The following is a 16,735-nucleotide window of genomic DNA, read 5'->3' as shown; positions in this document are numbered from 1 at the left end:
ATTATTTCTTTTACTATAAAGGACCAGAAATACCCTGTTTCCTAATCATAAGAAAATGCATGAGCATAAAAACTGCTAGAAGCCAGGGCATGACAAAGGTATGGAGGCTATAAAACCTTGTCAAAGTAGTCTGACCAACACTTTCACCACCTCTAAGAAGTTCAACCATGAAGTCCCCAATAACAGGTATCGCAGCTGGGACACCAGAAACAATTTTCACAGCCCAATAACCAACTTGATCCCAAGGCAATGAATATCCAGTAACACCAAAAGCAACTGTTATAACTGCCATTACCACACCAGTAATCCATGTCAGTTCTCTTGGCCTTTTGAAACCTCCAGTCAAATAAACACGAAAAACATGCAGAATAAGCATCAGTACCATCATTGAGGCACTCCAGCGATGAACTGATCTAATCAACCAACCAAAACTTACGTCTGTCATCAAATAGCTCACTGAGCTATAAGCTTCAGTTACTGTGGGTTTGTAGTAAAAGGTCATCGCGAATCCAGTCGCGAACTGAATCAAAAAACAAACCAGTGTTATCCCACCAAGGCAATAAAAAATGTTGACATGTGGAGGTACGTATTTTGAGGTGACATCATCAGCTATGTCCTGAATCTCAAGACGTTCCTGAAACCAGTCATAAACCGGTGAAGAATTCGCCATCCAATTATGATTAGTGTTTCCAAATATCTTACTCGATGTGCTCCATGGTCGCTGCAAAAGATCAATCCAATGTTTTCATCTGTTAAATCTTTGACTAAATCACTGCAAAGAATTTTTGCATTTTTAATTAGTTTCGGAATTTTCTTTCAAGTTTTAATAAAACCAGCTTTTGCTCTGAATGATGGACAAATGCTTGTTATTGAAGCCTGGAATTTAGTAAACGAGGGTTACCTGGCACCTAATAAATTTGATGAAATTCAATGGAAGAAACTTCGTCAAAAAGCCCTTGAAAAACCAATAAACAATTCTCAGCAAGCCTATTCAGCAATAGAAGCAATGCTTCTTCCTCTCGGTGACCCTTACACGCGCCTATTGAGACCTAACGATTACGAAGCAATGAAAAAAAGCAACATAGGTAGTGAAATCAATGGTGTTGGGCTTCAATTGGGAGCGAGAAAAGAGGATGGTGAAATAGTTGTCATTTCTCCCCTTGAAGGCTCTCCCTCCGCAGATGCAGGCATAACAAGTGGAACAATCTTAAAAAAAGTTAATGGGCAATCTCCAAAGCAACTGGGACTTGAAGCAACGGCAGCAAAATTGAGAGGGCAAACCGGAACTCAAGTAATTGTTGAATTAGAGCAACCTGACAATGAAATCAAAGAAATTTCTTTAGAAAGAAGAAGTGTTGATTTAAGACCAGTTAGAACCAAAAGGATAAGAAATGAATCTCATACATTTGGTTACTTGAGAATTACACAATTTAGCGAGGGAGTGCCTGAGCAAGTCAAAGAAGCACTGGAGGAACTGACTGTTAAAGAAATAGATGGACTGATTTTGGATTTACGAAATAACTCCGGAGGTCTTGTAAGTTCAGGACTTGCCGTTGCAGATGATTTCCTCAGCGACATGCCGATTGTTGAAACTAAGAAGAGAGATGCAATAAATGATCCTATCGGCTCTGGGATAGAAACCCTTTATGACGGACCTATGGTTACGCTTGTAAATGAGGGTACAGCTAGTGCTAGTGAAATTCTTGCTGGGGCCTTACAAGATAATAAAAGATCTGAACTTATAGGCAGTAAAACTTTTGGCAAAGGCCTAATACAATCTTTGAGCAATCTCAGTGACGGTAGTGGTTTAGCGGTAACAGTTGCCAGCTATTTAACTCCAAGCGGAAGGGACATACAGAATCTTGGAATAGATCCTGACCGACTCTTAGAGATGCCTGAGCCCCTTAACCCAGGCTCTGATGAAGACAGGTGGCTTTCAGATGCTGAGCTGATCATGCAAGCCACATTGGACAAAGAGGAAGTCTCAGAGAAATTATTAAAAGAAAGTCTAGAAAAAGAAGAACAAATAACTAGCGAATAAACGAGCAAGCATGCCAATAAGAACTTATTACGATCCTCTACATCAATCAATTTCATTAAACAGCTCAATCCCTGAAGAAAAAATGGTGATGGAATTAATAGATTCCTCCCCCTTTCAAAGATTGAGAAGAATTAAACAACTAGGTCCTGCATATTTAACATTTCATGGTGCAGAATCAAGCAGATTCACTCATTCTCTTGGCGTATTTCATATTGCAAGAAGAGCAATAGATCATTTGTCTGTATTTAATTCTAAATTAAAAGAGCACAAATTCATTCTCTACGGTGCAGCTCTTTTACATGATCTAGGTCACGGACCACTAAGTCATACAAGTGAGGAAATATTCAAAATTAAGCATGAAACATGGACGGCAAAATTAATAAATTCAAATCAAGAGATTGCTACGATACTTAATAAATATGGTAAAGGAAATGCAAAAGCAATTTCAGATTTAATCCAATCAAGGAAAGCATCAGAAAAATCAATAATTGCCTTAATAAGTAGTCAGCTTGATTGTGATAGGCTCGACTACCTAATGAGAGACAGTTATACAACAGGAGCAAGGTATGGACAGCTAGATATCGATCGAATAATCTCAGCAATGATAATTGCACCAGATGGAGATTTAGCAATTCAGCCTAAAGGTTTAATGGCAGTTGAACATTATTTAGTAATAAGAAATCTAATGTACAGGAGCGTATATAATCATAGACTAAACGAGGTTTGCAATTGGTTATTAGAGCAAATCATACAAACAGCAAGAAAGATTGGCCCTAAAAAACTATGGGCTGATGAAAACATGTCTGAATGGTTATGGAATCATGAAAAAATGAGTCTAGAATGTTTTTTATCTAATGATGACATAGTGACTGGTTACCATATCAATAAATGGCAAGAATCTGATTCGGATAATCTATCTAATCTCTGCAAACGTTTTATAAATAGAAATTTATTAAAAGCATTAAATATATCCTCCTTCTCATTAGAGACAAGGCTAGAAGCTCTAGCAAAAGCTAGAATATTATCAGAAAAATATTATATTGAACCAGATATTTCATGTGGATTACGAGAGCAAATAGTTAAAAGCTATCATCCTTATAAACATGGTCTTCGTATATGGGATGGAAAAAATCTACAGGCTCTAGAGAAAGCATCACCATTAGTTGAAAGATTAATTGAGCCTAACCAATCTTCATGGTTAATCTATCCAAAGGAAATAGAAAGTGACTTAAAAATAGAAATAGAGAAGATCAAAATCAAACATAATTAAAAATGAACTCAAAACCTCAAAAAATCATTATCAATATCAAAGATCATAAATATTCAGATTGGATAATTTGTTTAAAAAATAAATTGAAAATTTTGAACTCAAGAACAATAGAGATCGATTGTAAAAGTTTAGATCTTTCATGTAAAAATATAATGGAAGTAAACGCAATTGCTAATCACTACAATTGTAAAATAATTGGTTTTTGTTCAACATCATCAAAAACAATAGTAAGCTCTCAATCACTAGGTTACAATTCTCAATTCATTCTTGAAAATAATTCAAATCTACCCTTGGAGATAAATGAAAAAATTTTAACTTTTTCAAAAACAAACTTTCATCAAGGAACTGTCAGATCAGGGGAATATATTGAAAGCCCTGGGGATTTGTTAATACTTGGAGATGTTAATCCAGGGGCAAAAGTTAGTGCAGAGGGAAATATTATTATTTGGGGAAGACTTCTAGGAATTGCCCATGCAGGCAGCGAAGGTAACTCTAAAGCAACTATTTCCGCACTTCAACTCAGACCTGTTCAACTCAGAATAGCTAAAAAAGTAGCTAGAGGACCCAAGGAGAAGCCTCAACTTGGTGTCGCAGAACAAGCAAGAATATATGCCGAAGAAATTATAATTTCCCCTCTCGAGACAACATAGTTCAATAAATCAAAGTAACTAAAACTTACAAACAGAAACAAGAGGAAATTCCTCCTTAAAACCTGAGAGATGTCTTCAAAAGCAAACCCAATGCAACCGATCTCACAATAAAGCTTTTTTCTTCATCAAAATCGAACTAAAGTTTGACGAATCCAAGGAGGTCCGTGGCGACAGATACGCGCGTCATTCTTATTTGCTCAGGGAAGGGTGGGGTCGGCAAGACAACCCTTACAGCGAATCTAGGAATTTCACTAGCAAGGCAGGGTCTAACCACTGCTGTTTTAGATGCAGACTTTGGTCTGAGAAATTTGGATTTACTATTAGGTCTTGAGAATCGAATTGTTTATACCGCACAAGAAGTTTTAGAGGAGGAATGCAGACTTGATCAGGCCTTAGTGAAGCACAAGCAAGAGTCGAACCTCTCTTTACTTCCTGCAGGAAATCCAAGAATGCTTGATTGGTTAAAACCCGAAGATATGAAGCGTATAGTCGAGATGCTAAAAGAACAGTTCAACTACGTTTTAATAGACTGCCCGGCAGGAGTTGAAGATGGATTTAAAAATGCTATGGCTGCTTCTCAAGAAGCAATTGTAGTTACCAATCCTGAGGTATCAGCGGTAAGAGATGCAGACAGAGTAATCGGCTTACTTAATACAAATGCCATTAAACCAGTCCAGTTAGTTCTTAATAGAGTTAGGCCAAAGATGATGGCCAACCAAGAAATGCTTTCTATCGATGATGTTACTGATATTTTAGCCTTACCTTTGCTTGGCCTTGTACTTGAAGATGAACAGGTAATTGTCAGCACCAATAGAGGGGAGCCTCTAACTTTAAATAGCGTTAATTCACCAGCAGCAAAATGTTATTTAAATATTGCCAAGAGATTACAAGGAGAGGATATTCCACTTATTGATCCCGCAGAGGAGAATTCGGGAATTGGGGCGAAATTTAGAAGACTAATGCAAACAAAAATTTTCTAAAGAAATGGCAATGACACTAAGAGACATTATCAACAAGCTACTACGTAGACAGCCTGCGAGCGCAAGCACAGCTAGAGAAAGGTTACAACTTGTTTTAGCTCATGATCGATCCGATCTCAGCGCAGAGCTTTTAGATCAAATGAGAAAAGAAATACTAGAGGTAGTAGCCAAATATGTAGAGATAGACGTAAATGAAGGCGCAGTCAGTCTTGAGACAGAAGATCGCATGACCGCACTAGTTGCAAATCTCCCAATAAAAAGAACTATGACTGGTCAAATTAAACTTAAAGAGACCCTGAATCAGTCAGAAGAAAATTCTAAAGAAACTGAAGATACAGAGTAAAGTTCCTAACCAATTAAAAGATTTTACTAATTTGTTTGATTAGATAAAAAGATCTTTTAAAAAGTATTTTCAACAAATTTCCTACCTGGATCAACTTTTAGATTCCTTTCTTAGGTAAGATACAAAAATTGCCGGCTTAGCTCAGCGGTAGAGCAGCGCTTTTGTAAAGCGAAGGTCATCAGTTCAAATCTGTTAGCCGGCATTCCAAAATTCTAGAGAGAACATCTATTTGGCTTTACCACTGATCATCCAGATCAAAAGAGTAGCAATAAAAAGATTTAAAAATTTCAATTGAGAAATCCACTCAAGACTCATTATGGGGTACATCAAGAGCCACCAGAAAAAAGACTGCAAAAATAAAACTGTTGCCAGCAAATAAAGCATTGGTTACTTTTTATTCAGAATGACCGAGCCAGACCTCAACAAATTCCATTTCCCTTCCTTCCATTCAACAACTGTGCTGGCTATTCCAGAAGACTTTGGCCAAGGAACAGGAGCAAGTCTGGGAATTCCAGGGAATTGAATCGAAGCTTCCAGTGCATCTCTAACAGGAGGTTGTCCAGAAATATTTGCACTTGTAGTAGCTAGAGGACCAGTTTGCATTAGCAAATCTCTTGCAAGTTTTAGAGCTGGGATTCTTAGACCTAAAGAATTTGAATTACAATTCAGATTCTTAGAGAAATTGCCTATTGTTGGAAGAACAATTGTTAACGCTCCGGGCCAATAATTTTTTGCCAATTTCAAGCCGTCTTCAATAGCTGAAGGTTTAACAAACTCAAACAAATCATCCAAGCAACCTCCCATCAATATAAGCGGCTTATTTGAGGGCCTTTTCTTGATAGTCCATATTTTCTCGGAGAATTGAGGGTAAGCACAAAGTGCTGGTAAAGTATCTGTAGGGAATAGAGCTAAAGATCCCTTTTTTAACTTCGAGGCCAAGTCAGGAATTTCAAATTGATCAGTACTCATTTTTATTTTTTGCGACAAATAGCATATCTCTTAATACCGCCTAAATCTTTTTCAAAAGAGACTTCTTCCATTCCAACATTCTTCATAAAATCAATCATCTTTTCACTTTGATCATAATGATGTTCAATAATTAACCAACCTCCTTTAGCGAGGCCAGTTAATGCTCCAAGAATTATTTTTTTTGACGCATTCATTCCATCCTCTCCACCATCTAAAGCGATAAGTGGCTCATGATTTTTTACAACTGGTTCTAACTCTTTTATTAATTTTGATGGTATGTAAGGAGGATTACTTAAAACCAAATCAAAACATCCCCACCATTTTTCTAAAGGTTCCCACCAATCCCCCAAAGAAAAACTCACATTCGAATTAGGAGATATAGTTTTTAAATTTCTTTCTGCTAGCTGTAAGGCATCTTTACTAATATCAGAGGCATGTCCATTCCAATTGGGAAGAGCTTTCGCTAAAGATACAGCAAGAGGTCCAGAACCTGTTCCTAGATCAGCCCACCGACCATAATTAATATCAGAAACTTTTTTCAAAGCAAAATCAATCAAAAATTCTGTTTCTTGCCTAGGGATAAGAGCACAGGTTGAAACCTCTAACTCAAAATCTCTCCAAGGACACTTTGAAATCAAATATTGAAGTGGAGTTTGATCTCTTAAATGAGATTTCCAAAGAACTTCTAATTCTTCAATTGAGATTTCTAAAGAAATGTAATTCTCTGGATTCAAAATTATGTTTTGTAATTGACTCCAAGAAACTCCTGCTGCGATATCTAAAAGCCAATCAAAATCTACTTTTCTACCTCCTTTGAGCATCATGTTTCTTCTCCAATGAAGAAAAGTATTACCAGAAATAGAATTAACAACCATTTAAATAGGACCTTCTTCTAGAAGTAAAAAAATTTTCTTAATTTCAGGAGGAACTTGTCTTACTAATTTTATTGAATCTTTTTCTTTTCTGACCAGAACTAATTCCATCAATGCTTCTGCCCCAATATCCCCATTTACTTTTAAAAACAAAGTTTTACACTTAAGTTTTATTTTATTTACAAGATTAAATTGACTTTTTAACAATAATTTTTCACCATGTGTAAAAGATATTTTATATTTAATCTGAGCTGAAATCACAGGTATTTCAAATCCTTTTTTAGATAATGTTGAATATGTTATTCCAACTTTATTCAAAGCATCAATTCTCCCCTCTTCTAGGAAATTAAAGTAAGACCCATGCCACATAACTCCTGCATGATCAGTGTGCTGAGGAAGAATTATTTTAGTTAAATTCCACTCTTTTTTTTTAGTAAATTTTTTCAAAAGCAACCATTATCTACTAAGCGCATAATTAGATAAAAAAATTTTTACAGCAATAACTCATAAGCAAAGCTCAACAATTATTAGGATCTCAGGCACTTACCCGAAATCATCATTCTTTATCAAAAAAATTTCTCTATTACTTTTTAGGTTCAGGGCTCAATCTACCTTTACTTGAATCTGAATAAAAGCTTGATTTCTCACCTTCGCTGGTGGAGACAAATAAACCAATGAGAAAGATGGTTGGTACGCCAACAAACAAAAGACTTGCGGCAAATCCAAAACTAGTGGTTTCCATAACCGAGGTTTTTACTCAGAACAATTTTACTGAAACAAACTATATATCCCTTCAGCAATAAAACTGAGATTTGGATCAAAGAGATGGAGATTTTGTAATTTGCCGAAAAATTTTGTTCTAAAAACTTCGAGATAAATTTTTTTCACGCGTATTTGATCGAAAAATTTCAGTTTTTGAAATTGGGTTGATACAAAAACGGCTTAAAATTACAAAATCACTTTAAATTTGAAAATTTCTTTTTTTTCTTTTCTTTTTACTTTTTTCTAGTCTATCACTTGATATTCAGCAATATGAGCGACTAAAAACGTGCAAGATTTCATCCAAGAGTGTCAAAAGTCATTTCAGGTCTCTACATCCTGTGCATTAACTCAAGCAATACCATTTACGATCATGCGAGTCTTGCTGCATTAAGCAGCTTCGTTATACGAACCTGACCCATGGGATTGCCCTGGTATCGGGTGCACACAGTCGTTATCAACGACCCTGGCCGCCTCTTGGCCGTGCACCTCATGCATACTGCTTTGTTAGCCGGCTGGGCCGGCTCAATGGCCTTATATGAATTGGCCATTTTTGATCCTTCTGATCCAGTACTTAATCCAATGTGGCGCCAAGGCATGTATGTCATGCCCTTTATGGCCCGCCTTGGAATTACAGGAAGCTGGAACGGATGGGATATAACCGGTGCAACCGGAGTAGACCCCGGCTTTTGGAGCTTCGAAGGGGTTGCTGCAGCTCATATAGTTTTCAGTGGTCTTTTGATGCTTGCTGCCGTATGGCACTGGACATACTGGGACCTTGAATTATGGGAAGATTCACGCACTGGTGAACCCGCTTTAGATCTTCCAAGAATATTTGGAATTCATCTTTTCCTAGCTGGCTTAACATGCTTTGGTTTTGGGGCATTTCATTGCTCAACCGTTGGCATATGGGTTTCTGATCCATATGGATTAACTGGGCATGTAGAAAAAGTCGCTCCAGTCTGGGGTGCAGAAGGATTTAATCCATTCAATGCCGGAGGAATTGTCGCTAATCACATTGGGGCAGGACTTTTAGGAATAATTGGTGGAATATTCCATATCACCAACAGACCTGGTGAAAGGCTTTATAGAGCTTTAAAGCTTGGAAGCTTAGAAGGAGTTCTTGCAAGTGCTCTTGCAGCTGTTCTTTTTGTATCCTTCGTAGTTGCTGGAACAATGTGGTATGGATCAGCTACAACTCCTGTCGAATTATTTGGTCCTACTAGATATCAATGGGACTCGGGGTATTTCAAAACTGAAATCAACCGTAGAGTTCAAGATTCTATGAATGATGGGGCTTCAAAAGCGGAAGCTTACGAATCTATTCCTGAGCAACTTGCTTTCTATGACTATGTCGGAAATAGTCCTGCTAAAGGCGGTCTATTTAGAGTGGGAGCAATGGTTAATGGCGATGGAGTGCCAAGTGGATGGCAAGGTCACATCTCATTTACAGATAGCGAAGGTAATGACTTAGAAGTTAGAAGAATTCCAAATTTCTTTGAAAACTTCCCTGTCATTCTTGAAGACAAGGATGGAAACGTTAAAGCTGACATTCCTTTCCGTAGGGCTGAAGCTAAGTATTCCATTGAGCAAACAGGAGTAAAAGCTACTGTTTATGGTGGTGAATTAAATGGACAAACATTTACTGATCCAGTAATTGTTAAGCGTCTCGCCAGAAAGGCTCAACTTGGAGAAGCCTTTAAGTTTGACAGAGATCGTTACAAGTCTGATGGTGTTTTCAGAAGCTCTCCCAGAGCATGGTTCACCTATGCACACTTGTGCTTTGGCTTGTTATTCCTATTTGGTCACTGGTGGCACGCCGCAAGGACTCTCTTCGGCGACAGATTCTCAGGTATCGATCCAGAGCTAGGCGATCAAGTTGAATTTGGTCTCTTCAAAAAACTTGGAGACGATTCAACACGCCGAATTCCTGGTCGGGCCTAAGTCAGGATTCTTTACCCCTTTTTACCGAGAACTTAGATGGAAGCTTTCTCCTACGTGCTAATACTCACTTTGGCACTTGTAACCTTGTTCTTTGCTGTCGCATTTCGCGATCCTCCAAAGTACGACAAGTAAAACATAATAAAAAAGCCCTGACGTTAAGTCAGGGCTTTTTTATTATGTAATTTTAAATCAAAAGTTATTTTGATTTAATCTTTAAAACATACATTTTTTCTAAATAAAAAATATGTTTATTTATTTTGCCCCTTCTCAGAAGCCAAATAAATGTTTAAAGTTGGTTAAATTATTAAAAAGGGCTGCATGCAGTGCCCATCTTGTCAAAACACAGACAGCCGAGTTCTTGAATCTCGTTCAGCTGATTCTGGAAGAAGTGTAAGAAGAAGAAGGGAGTGCTTAAATTGCGACTTCCGATTTACTACTTACGAGAGAGTAGAAACAATACCAATCACTGTTTTAAAGAAAAGCGGGGCAAAAGAATTATTTAATCGAAGTAAAATAATCAATGGTTTAAACAGAGCATGTGAAAAAACACTTATAAATACATCTAAAGTTGAATTTATTGTTGACGAAATAGAATTAGAACTCCATAGAGGTGTTCGCAAAGAGGTTAAAACAATTGAGATTGGAGAAATGGTTCTTACACATTTAAAAGATATTAATGAAGTTGCCTACATCAGATTTGCCTCAGTTTACAGACAATTTGATGGAATAAATGATTTCATGAAAACCCTTGAATCACTAAAACCAATAAAAAAAGAACAATTGGCATCAGTTCTTTAACTAGAAAGACCTATCAATAAAGTAGAATTTAATTTCAATTTGGTCGGCGGGCCATTTTGTATTTCTATCGCACTGTCTTAAAAAGGCAGACCGCCATTCAAGCATGTCAGAAAATCCAGCAGGTAAAGCTCAAGAAACAAATCCTGAAAAAGAAACATCAATACATGAAGAAAGCTCTACAAATTCCTTAAGTTCAGAATTTGAAGAAAATTCCACTAATCAGTTAAAAGAAGAAGAAGAAATCCCTAAAGACATTCCAACTGCTGACAATTCTTCAAGCAGAGTTACTAAGACTGATCTTGAAAGTGCAGGTTTCACCCTTGATGAATTTGCATCTTTACTAAGCAAATATGACTACAACTTTAAACCTGGCGACATAGTTAATGGAACTGTGTTTGCTCTTGAATCCAAAGGAGCAATGATTGACATTGGCGCCAAAACAGCTGCTTTTATGCCAATGCAAGAAGTATCCATTAATAGAGTAGAAGGGCTGAGTGATGTTTTGCAGCCTACAGAAATTAGAGAATTTTTTATAATGACTGAAGAGAATGAAGATGGACAATTATCTTTATCGATTAGAAGAATTGAATATCAACGAGCTTGGGAAAGAGTTAGACAATTACAAAAGGAAGATGCCACAATTTACTCAGAGGTTTTTGCTACTAATAGAGGTGGAGCTCTCGTTCGAGTTGAAGGTCTTAGGGGATTTATTCCTGGATCACACATTAGTACTAGGAAAGCCAAAGAAGAGCTAGTAGCAGACTTCCTACCATTGAAATTTTTAGAAGTTGATGAAGAGAGAAATAGACTTGTTTTAAGTCATCGAAGGGCCTTGGTTGAGAGAAAAATGAATCGCCTTGAAGTAGGAGAAGTTGTTGTAGGAGCAGTAAGAGGTATCAAACCCTATGGTGCATTTATTGATATCGGAGGTGTAAGTGGACTTCTACATATCTCTGAAATAAGTCATGAGCATATTGAAACACCTCACTCAGTATTGAATGTTAATGATCAAATGAAAGTAATGATAATAGATCTGGACGCTGAAAGAGGCCGAATTTCTCTTTCCACAAAAGCCCTTGAGCCAGAACCTGGAGATATGCTGACAGATCCTCAGAAAGTCTTTGATAAAGCGGAAGAAATGGCAGCAAGATACAAACAAATGCTTCTTGAGCAAGCGGAAGAAGGAGAAGATCCTATTGCAGTAATGACTATTTGATTATTTACATTTACTGAGATGGCAGAATTATTTATAAGAAATAACTCTGTTGGTTTAATTAAAGGAATAATATTTGACAAGGATGGAACTTTATCAAATAGTGAACAATGCTTACTAGAGCTAGCCAATACCAGAATAGAATTTGCTGGTAAAAAATTTAGAGAATTAAAAATAAACAATCTTAGAATTACTTTATTAAAAAGGTTACTTAAATCTGTTTATGGATTAAAAAAACAATCTCTTTCTGCTAATGCAAGTCTTGCAATTGCATCTAAAGAGAATAATATTTTATCTACTGCAACAATTTTTACATTGTTTGGTTTTGATTGGTTTAAATCACTTTCAATAAGTGAGGAAATCTTCGATGAAGTAGATATTTTCCTTTCTACTAATAGACCTAGAATGAAAAAGCATAGAACTTTAATTTCTGGGGCATTTGAACTATTAATTTCTCTAAAAAACAAAAAAGTAAGCATTGCATTAATGACAAATGATACTCAAGAAGGAATTGAAGAATTTATCATCAGGAACAAATTAGAGGGTATCTTTGATTATTTCTGGAGTGCAGAGAATAAACCTTCCAAACCCAAACCAGAAGCAGTTATAGAACTTTGCAAAAAAATGAACTTACAACCATCGGAATTTGCCCTTATTTCAGATGCAGATACTGATTTAAAAATGGCCAAACAAGCTGGTATTCCAATAGTAATAGGCTTCACTGGTGGCTGGGAAACCCCCCCGATTCTTACTGAAACAAGATTTCTTATAAACAACTTGAATGAATTAACAATTCATTCAAGCTACTAAAATAATTAAGATTAATATTTCAAATGAGTAGATACGTTTTCACATCTGAATCTGTTACTGAAGGGCATCCAGACAAAATCTGTGATCAAGTAAGTGACGCAGTTTTAGATGCATGCTTAACTGCAGATCCAACCAGCAGAGTCGCTTGTGAAGCAGTTGTCAATACTGGTTTATGTTTAATAACTGGAGAAATAACCTCTAAAGCAGAAGTAGATTTCAATAAGCTTGTAAGAGAAGTAATCAAAAAAATAGGATATGAGGGTTCTAGTGCAGGGGGATTTGATGCAAATAGTTGCGCAGTCCTTGTAGCACTTGATCAGCAATCATCTGATATTGCTCAAGGAGTCGATGAAGCAGAAGATCATTCAACTGATCCGCTAGATCAAGTTGGTGCTGGAGATCAAGGAATTATGTTTGGATTTGCGTGCGACGAGACTCCTGAGTTAATGCCATTACCAATCAGTCTTGCTCATCGGTTAGCTAGGCGACTTGCATTTGTAAGGCATCAAAAAATAATTGATTATTTATTACCTGATGGGAAAACCCAAGTAAGTGTCTCTTATGAAAATGGAGTACCTTCCTCTATAGACACAATATTGATTTCTACCCAGCATCAATCTGAAGTCGATGGATTAACTCTTGAGAAAGAAATTCAGCAGAGAATTTCAAAAGACCTATGGAAATTTGTTGTTGAGCCTGCTACTGAAGACCTACCTCTAAAGCCCTCTCAAGATTCAACTCGTTTTCTTGTTAATCCCACTGGGAAGTTTGTGATTGGAGGTCCACAAGGCGATGCAGGCCTAACTGGAAGAAAAATAATTGTTGATACCTATGGTGGGTATGCTCGACATGGAGGAGGTGCTTTCTCAGGGAAAGATCCTACAAAGGTTGATAGATCTGCAGCTTATGCAGCAAGATTTGTTGCGAAAGCATTAGTTGCAGCAAATCTTGCAAAAAAAGTTGAAGTTCAATTAAGTTATGCAATTGGAGTTGCCAAACCGATCTCAATACTTGTGGATTCATTTGGGACAGGGAAGATTTCAGACAATGAGCTAACGAAACTTGTACAAGATCAATTTGATCTGAGGCCAGGCGCAATTATTAAAACTTTCAATCTTCAAAACCTACCAAGTATTAGAGGTGGAAGTTTTTATCGAGATACTGCTGCCTATGGTCATTTTGGCAGAACTGATATTCTTCTCCCATGGGAGGACGTATCTCACAAAGCCAAAGAATTGAGAAGTCAGATATGAAACAAATAAAAATTAAATTTCAATGCTGATCAAATCTCTTGTACTTGGCATAGACCTTGGTACAACAGGTTTAAGAATAGCAATAATTAACACTAAGAAACAAATATTGCACACATCCTCAATGCCATACTCTACAGGTCTAGAGATATGTGAAGACTGGATATATTGCCTTAAGAAACTAATTCAAGAAGTCCCAAAAGATCTAAAAGAAAAATTAGTTTCATGCTCTGTAGCAGGAACATCTGGAACACTCTTAGCATGTAGAAATAATGGGATTCCAATGGGGAAGGCTCTACCTTATTTCTTATCCTGTTCAGAATATAAAAATGAAATTCACAATCTTTTTTCAAAAGAATGTGCCGGCTCCAGCTTAAGTGGAAGTGTTGGGAGAGCATTAAGGCTCTTAGCCATATATGGTGACGAAATCATCTTGAGACACCAAGCAGATTGGCTTAGTGGATGGCTTTTAAATAATTGGGAGTATGGAGAAGAAGGTAACAACATTAGGATGGGTTGGGAAGTAGTGAATAATTCATGGCCAAAAAAATTCAAAAATTTAAGCTGGCTAAAATGTCTCCCTAAAATAATTCCTTCAGGTCAATTAATGGGAACTATATGCAATAAAAAAGCAGATGAATTAAATTTACCTAAAAATCTAAAAGTAATAGCAGGAACAACAGATTCAAATGCAGGCGTTTTAGCAACATGCCCTAATAAAAATGATGGGATTACAATACTTGGAAGTACAATAGTTATTAAGAAGTTTGTCAAAAAGCCCCTTGCAGGGAAAGGCATATCAAATCATAAAATATTAGGCACTTGGCTTTCTGGAGGAGCATCTAATGCAGGCGGTGCAATTCTACTCGATTTTTTTAATCGGGAATATATCAAAGAATTAAGCAAGCAAATTAATCCCTATAAATCAACAGGAATAGATCTTCTTCCATTATCAAAAAAAGGAGAGAGGTTCCCCATCGATGATCCAAATTTACAACCTAAACTTGAACCAAGGCCAATTAGTGATTCTCTTTACCTTCATGCATTATTAGAGGGATTAGCAAAAATTGAAGCTAGAGGGTGGCAAAAACTTCATGAAATAGGCGCTGATCTACCAAGGCAAATAATTACTATTGGAGGAGGTGCAAAAAATATTACTTGGAAAAAAATAAGAGAAAAAGAAATAGGTATCCCAATAAAGATTTGCAATAGGCCCCCTGCTGCTGGAGTGGCTAGTATTGCATTACAAGCCATCTCATCATCAAATAATAAAACTCTATAAATTTTCTAATATGTTTTTATTGCAACCTCACTATCCTATTCATTAATTCTTAAATCAATTATCAAAAAACCTATGAATTCTGAACCTATTACGAAATTATCGAGTACAAGAATATGCAATCATATGAACAAAGATCACCAAGATGCAGTCAATGCCTATGCAAAATATTACGGGAAAATAGAAACTTTTAGATCAGCAAAAATGATAAGCCTAAGCGCTGAATCAATTGAGCTAAGAATTGATGATCTAACCATAGACATCCAATTTGATCATGTTCTTCAAGACTGCTCAGATGCTCATAAAACATTAGTAAGGATGATTAAAGACATTCCTTCTAAGACATGAAAGTCTCTTTCCCATACCATTTAAATTCATCATCATTTCAAAGTTACTTTTAAAAGGAGGGAAAGAAAATTAAGGAAATTTCGATTTGTTTTTCAATAAGGTACTAACGAATTGGTAGATTATTAGAGTAATAGGCCGGGATAGCTCAGTTGGTAGAGCAGGCGACTGAAAATCGCCGTGTCCCCAGTTCAAATCTGGGTCCTGGCACCATCTAAAATTGGAATTTTTGGATACTGAAAGCACCTCAATAGGTGCTTTTTTAGTCTCTATATCAACACTTTTATAGTTTTCCTATAAACACAAAGACATATCTTTTTGTTATTGGAAAACTTCTAGTCAACGGCGCAGCCAAATAGTATATTTGTACTATGTCGACTTGCCTTGCTTGGGGCAAAGAAGTGAGGGGGTGAGAAGAATGTTTTTCGTCTATTCTTTTTGGAATAATCCTCTGCCGGGATCAATCACATGAACCAACAAATTAGAGAAGCATTGCCAACTTCAAGAAGATGATTATTTGCGCCAACAAAGATTTTGTCTGTTCTTTATTAGTGATCAGAAGTCTGTAATGGTTTCTCCGACAATTGTCAATCAGCTTTGATATTGCACTAAAAAAAGAATTCCAACAAAATAAAAAAAAGAGGCAATTGGATTTCGAAAATGACCATGAGGCTTGAAACGAACAGCAAACTAATGATTGGAGATTAATTGAATATCAGATCAATAATGCTATTTCTTGAATGAAGTTAAACCATGGATATTTTCAACAAATCTTACTAAAGGGTTTATAAGACAAGCGCCTTTTTCTCTTTTCAACGAGTAACAATGAGTCTTGGATTTAAGCCTTGATCAAACCAAATTAAAATTCTTTGAGTGAGCTAAAAAAAATTCAAGAACAGCTTAAATATTACAAAATCGCATGAGGTTTGAACCTGAAAGCTAGAAAAAGAAAAGATCATTTCTATATTGCGTTAGCATTATGGAAATTAGAAGTAAAGAAATGATGAACCTTTTACTTGGAGTTCAAAGCACTTTTGATTTATCAAAAGTTGATTTCTCGTCAGGTCTCGGCATCAATTCACCTGATCTTGCCGGAATATCCTTTTTAATGGTCATTTTTGCTGGAGTTCTAGCTTTGAGGCTTGGAACAACTCTCAGAGATAATTAATTTCCAACACTGGCAAGAATCAAAAGACAACCCTTATACCTAAA

General features: G+C 36.5%; 19 protein-coding genes and 2 tRNA genes. 16 read left to right on the top strand and 5 right to left on the bottom strand.

The features are described from left to right. Nucleotides 1-13: 13 nt before the first annotated feature. Nucleotides 14-670 carry a cytochrome b6 gene (gene petB / locus AC6EI2_RS10110; protein ID WP_413389834.1) on the bottom strand — a complete coding sequence of 219 codons (657 nt, stop codon included), beginning with the start codon at nucleotides 668-670 and terminating at the stop codon, nucleotides 14-16. A 69-nt stretch (nucleotides 671-739) separates the two neighbouring features. On the opposite strand from petB, the gene ctpZ reads away from it, so the two are divergent. From ctpZ to AC6EI2_RS10080, 6 genes are all read left to right on the top strand, one after another. Then, nucleotides 740-2,041 carry a carboxyl-terminal processing protease CtpZ gene (ctpZ, locus tag AC6EI2_RS10105; RefSeq protein ID WP_498463488.1) on the top strand — a complete coding sequence of 434 codons (1,302 nt, stop codon included), beginning with the start codon at nucleotides 740-742 and terminating at the stop codon, nucleotides 2,039-2,041. 10 nt (nucleotides 2,042-2,051) lie between these two features. Then, a complete protein-coding gene (locus tag AC6EI2_RS10100) occupies nucleotides 2,052-3,311 on the top strand; it encodes an HD domain-containing protein (protein WP_498462202.1) in 1,260 nt (419 codons plus the stop codon). A 2-nt stretch (nucleotides 3,312-3,313) separates the two neighbouring features. Then, the gene (locus AC6EI2_RS10095) at nucleotides 3,314-3,961 is read left to right on the top strand and encodes a septum site-determining protein MinC (RefSeq protein WP_498462201.1); all 648 of its coding nucleotides are present in this window, start codon (nucleotides 3,314-3,316) and stop codon (nucleotides 3,959-3,961) included. Between the two features lie 164 nt (nucleotides 3,962-4,125). Next, nucleotides 4,126-4,941 carry a septum site-determining protein MinD gene (gene minD / locus AC6EI2_RS10090; RefSeq protein WP_498462200.1) on the top strand — a complete coding sequence of 272 codons (816 nt, stop codon included), beginning with the start codon at nucleotides 4,126-4,128 and terminating at the stop codon, nucleotides 4,939-4,941. Nucleotides 4,942-4,945: 4 nt separating this feature from the next. Beyond that, nucleotides 4,946-5,284 carry a cell division topological specificity factor MinE gene (minE, locus tag AC6EI2_RS10085; protein WP_498462199.1) on the top strand — a complete coding sequence of 113 codons (339 nt, stop codon included), beginning with the start codon at nucleotides 4,946-4,948 and terminating at the stop codon, nucleotides 5,282-5,284. 130 nt (nucleotides 5,285-5,414) lie between these two features. After that, a tRNA-Thr gene (locus AC6EI2_RS10080) sits at nucleotides 5,415-5,486 on the top strand. A gap of 185 nt (nucleotides 5,487-5,671) precedes the next feature. On the opposite strand, the gene AC6EI2_RS10075 is transcribed toward AC6EI2_RS10080, so the two are convergent. The 4 genes from AC6EI2_RS10075 to psbM form a co-directional block, all read right to left on the bottom strand. Next, the gene (locus AC6EI2_RS10075; RefSeq protein WP_498462198.1) at nucleotides 5,672-6,253 is read right to left on the bottom strand and encodes an L-threonylcarbamoyladenylate synthase; all 582 of its coding nucleotides are present in this window, start codon (nucleotides 6,251-6,253) and stop codon (nucleotides 5,672-5,674) included. 2 nt (nucleotides 6,254-6,255) lie between these two features. Next, complete coding sequence (prmC, locus tag AC6EI2_RS10070; RefSeq protein ID WP_498463487.1) at nucleotides 6,256-7,077, bottom strand: peptide chain release factor N(5)-glutamine methyltransferase; 822 nt, start codon at nucleotides 7,075-7,077, stop codon at nucleotides 6,256-6,258. 51 nt (nucleotides 7,078-7,128) lie between these two features. Then, a complete protein-coding gene (locus AC6EI2_RS10065; protein ID WP_498462197.1) occupies nucleotides 7,129-7,572 on the bottom strand; it encodes an acyl-CoA thioesterase in 444 nt (147 codons plus the stop codon). 136 nt (nucleotides 7,573-7,708) lie between these two features. Continuing rightward, nucleotides 7,709-7,867, bottom strand: a complete 159-nt coding sequence (gene psbM, locus AC6EI2_RS10060; RefSeq protein WP_269609630.1) for a photosystem II reaction center protein PsbM — start codon at nucleotides 7,865-7,867, stop codon at nucleotides 7,709-7,711. Between the two features lie 437 nt (nucleotides 7,868-8,304). Here psbM and psbB point away from each other — a divergent pair, with 437 nt between their 5' ends. The 10 genes from psbB to AC6EI2_RS10010 all read left to right on the top strand — a co-directional run bounded on the left by psbB (nucleotide 8,305) and on the right by AC6EI2_RS10010 (nucleotide 16,691). Next, nucleotides 8,305-9,828 carry a photosystem II chlorophyll-binding protein CP47 gene (gene psbB, locus AC6EI2_RS10055; protein ID WP_498462196.1) on the top strand — a complete coding sequence of 508 codons (1,524 nt, stop codon included), beginning with the start codon at nucleotides 8,305-8,307 and terminating at the stop codon, nucleotides 9,826-9,828. Between the two features lie 36 nt (nucleotides 9,829-9,864). Then, entirely contained in the window at nucleotides 9,865-9,960 is a 96-nt protein-coding gene (locus tag AC6EI2_RS10050; RefSeq protein WP_011294325.1) for a photosystem II reaction center protein T, read from the top strand. A 186-nt stretch (nucleotides 9,961-10,146) separates the two neighbouring features. Beyond that, nucleotides 10,147-10,626, top strand: a complete 480-nt coding sequence (gene nrdR / locus AC6EI2_RS10045) for a transcriptional regulator NrdR (protein ID WP_498462195.1) — start codon at nucleotides 10,147-10,149, stop codon at nucleotides 10,624-10,626. A gap of 103 nt (nucleotides 10,627-10,729) precedes the next feature. Next, on the top strand, nucleotides 10,730-11,842 hold the full coding sequence (locus tag AC6EI2_RS10040; RefSeq protein WP_498462194.1) for a 30S ribosomal protein S1: 1,113 nt from the start codon (nucleotides 10,730-10,732) through the stop codon (nucleotides 11,840-11,842). A gap of 18 nt (nucleotides 11,843-11,860) precedes the next feature. Next, on the top strand, nucleotides 11,861-12,649 hold the full coding sequence (locus AC6EI2_RS10035) for an HAD family hydrolase (RefSeq protein ID WP_498462193.1): 789 nt from the start codon (nucleotides 11,861-11,863) through the stop codon (nucleotides 12,647-12,649). A 23-nt stretch (nucleotides 12,650-12,672) separates the two neighbouring features. Next, entirely contained in the window at nucleotides 12,673-13,902 is a 1,230-nt protein-coding gene (metK, locus tag AC6EI2_RS10030; RefSeq protein WP_498462192.1) for a methionine adenosyltransferase, read from the top strand. 22 nt (nucleotides 13,903-13,924) lie between these two features. Further along, entirely contained in the window at nucleotides 13,925-15,181 is a 1,257-nt protein-coding gene (locus tag AC6EI2_RS10025) for an FGGY-family carbohydrate kinase (protein ID WP_498462191.1), read from the top strand. A gap of 72 nt (nucleotides 15,182-15,253) precedes the next feature. Continuing rightward, nucleotides 15,254-15,526: a DUF2470 domain-containing protein gene (locus AC6EI2_RS10020; RefSeq protein ID WP_498462190.1), complete on the top strand. Its 273-nt coding sequence runs from the start codon at nucleotides 15,254-15,256 to the stop codon at nucleotides 15,524-15,526. Nucleotides 15,527-15,660: 134 nt separating this feature from the next. Then, nucleotides 15,661-15,736: transfer RNA gene (locus AC6EI2_RS10015), tRNA-Phe, on the top strand. 766 nt (nucleotides 15,737-16,502) lie between these two features. Further along, a complete protein-coding gene (locus AC6EI2_RS10010) occupies nucleotides 16,503-16,691 on the top strand; it encodes a photosystem I reaction center subunit XII (RefSeq protein ID WP_498462189.1) in 189 nt (62 codons plus the stop codon). Nucleotides 16,692-16,735: the final 44 nt, after the last annotated feature.

This window comes from Prochlorococcus sp. MIT2302 (genome assembly GCF_059772385.1).
Note: the sequence above shows the minus strand (reverse complement) of the source record. Positions and strands in the feature narration are given on the sequence as shown.

What these genes read in the sequence shown, in the direction of transcription:
- metK (WP_498462192.1), top strand. Translation starts at nt 12,673, where the DNA reads ATGAGTAGATACGTTTTCACATCTGAATCTGTTACTGAAGGGCATCCA.
- AC6EI2_RS10010 (WP_498462189.1), top strand. Translation starts at nt 16,503, where the DNA reads ATGGAAATTAGAAGTAAAGAAATGATGAACCTTTTACTTGGAGTTCAA.
- AC6EI2_RS10040 (WP_498462194.1), top strand. Translation starts at nt 10,730, where the DNA reads ATGTCAGAAAATCCAGCAGGTAAAGCTCAAGAAACAAATCCTGAAAAA.
- AC6EI2_RS10100 (WP_498462202.1), top strand. Translation starts at nt 2,052, where the DNA reads ATGCCAATAAGAACTTATTACGATCCTCTACATCAATCAATTTCATTA.
- psbM (WP_269609630.1), bottom strand. Translation starts at nt 7,867, where the DNA reads ATGGAAACCACTAGTTTTGGATTTGCCGCAAGTCTTTTGTTTGTTGGC.
- AC6EI2_RS10095 (WP_498462201.1), top strand. Translation starts at nt 3,314, where the DNA reads ATGAACTCAAAACCTCAAAAAATCATTATCAATATCAAAGATCATAAA.
- AC6EI2_RS10075 (WP_498462198.1), bottom strand. Translation starts at nt 6,253, where the DNA reads ATGAGTACTGATCAATTTGAAATTCCTGACTTGGCCTCGAAGTTAAAA.
- prmC (WP_498463487.1), bottom strand. Translation starts at nt 7,077, where the DNA reads ATGATGCTCAAAGGAGGTAGAAAAGTAGATTTTGATTGGCTTTTAGAT.
- ctpZ (WP_498463488.1), top strand. Translation starts at nt 740, where the DNA reads ATGTTTTCATCTGTTAAATCTTTGACTAAATCACTGCAAAGAATTTTT.
- petB (WP_413389834.1), bottom strand. Translation starts at nt 670, where the DNA reads ATGGCGAATTCTTCACCGGTTTATGACTGGTTTCAGGAACGTCTTGAG.
- psbB (WP_498462196.1), top strand. Translation starts at nt 8,305, where the DNA reads ATGGGATTGCCCTGGTATCGGGTGCACACAGTCGTTATCAACGACCCT.
- AC6EI2_RS10050 (WP_011294325.1), top strand. Translation starts at nt 9,865, where the DNA reads ATGGAAGCTTTCTCCTACGTGCTAATACTCACTTTGGCACTTGTAACC.
- AC6EI2_RS10035 (WP_498462193.1), top strand. Translation starts at nt 11,861, where the DNA reads ATGGCAGAATTATTTATAAGAAATAACTCTGTTGGTTTAATTAAAGGA.
- minE (WP_498462199.1), top strand. Translation starts at nt 4,946, where the DNA reads ATGGCAATGACACTAAGAGACATTATCAACAAGCTACTACGTAGACAG.
- AC6EI2_RS10020 (WP_498462190.1), top strand. Translation starts at nt 15,254, where the DNA reads ATGAATTCTGAACCTATTACGAAATTATCGAGTACAAGAATATGCAAT.
- nrdR (WP_498462195.1), top strand. Translation starts at nt 10,147, where the DNA reads ATGCAGTGCCCATCTTGTCAAAACACAGACAGCCGAGTTCTTGAATCT.
- AC6EI2_RS10025 (WP_498462191.1), top strand. Translation starts at nt 13,925, where the DNA reads ATGCTGATCAAATCTCTTGTACTTGGCATAGACCTTGGTACAACAGGT.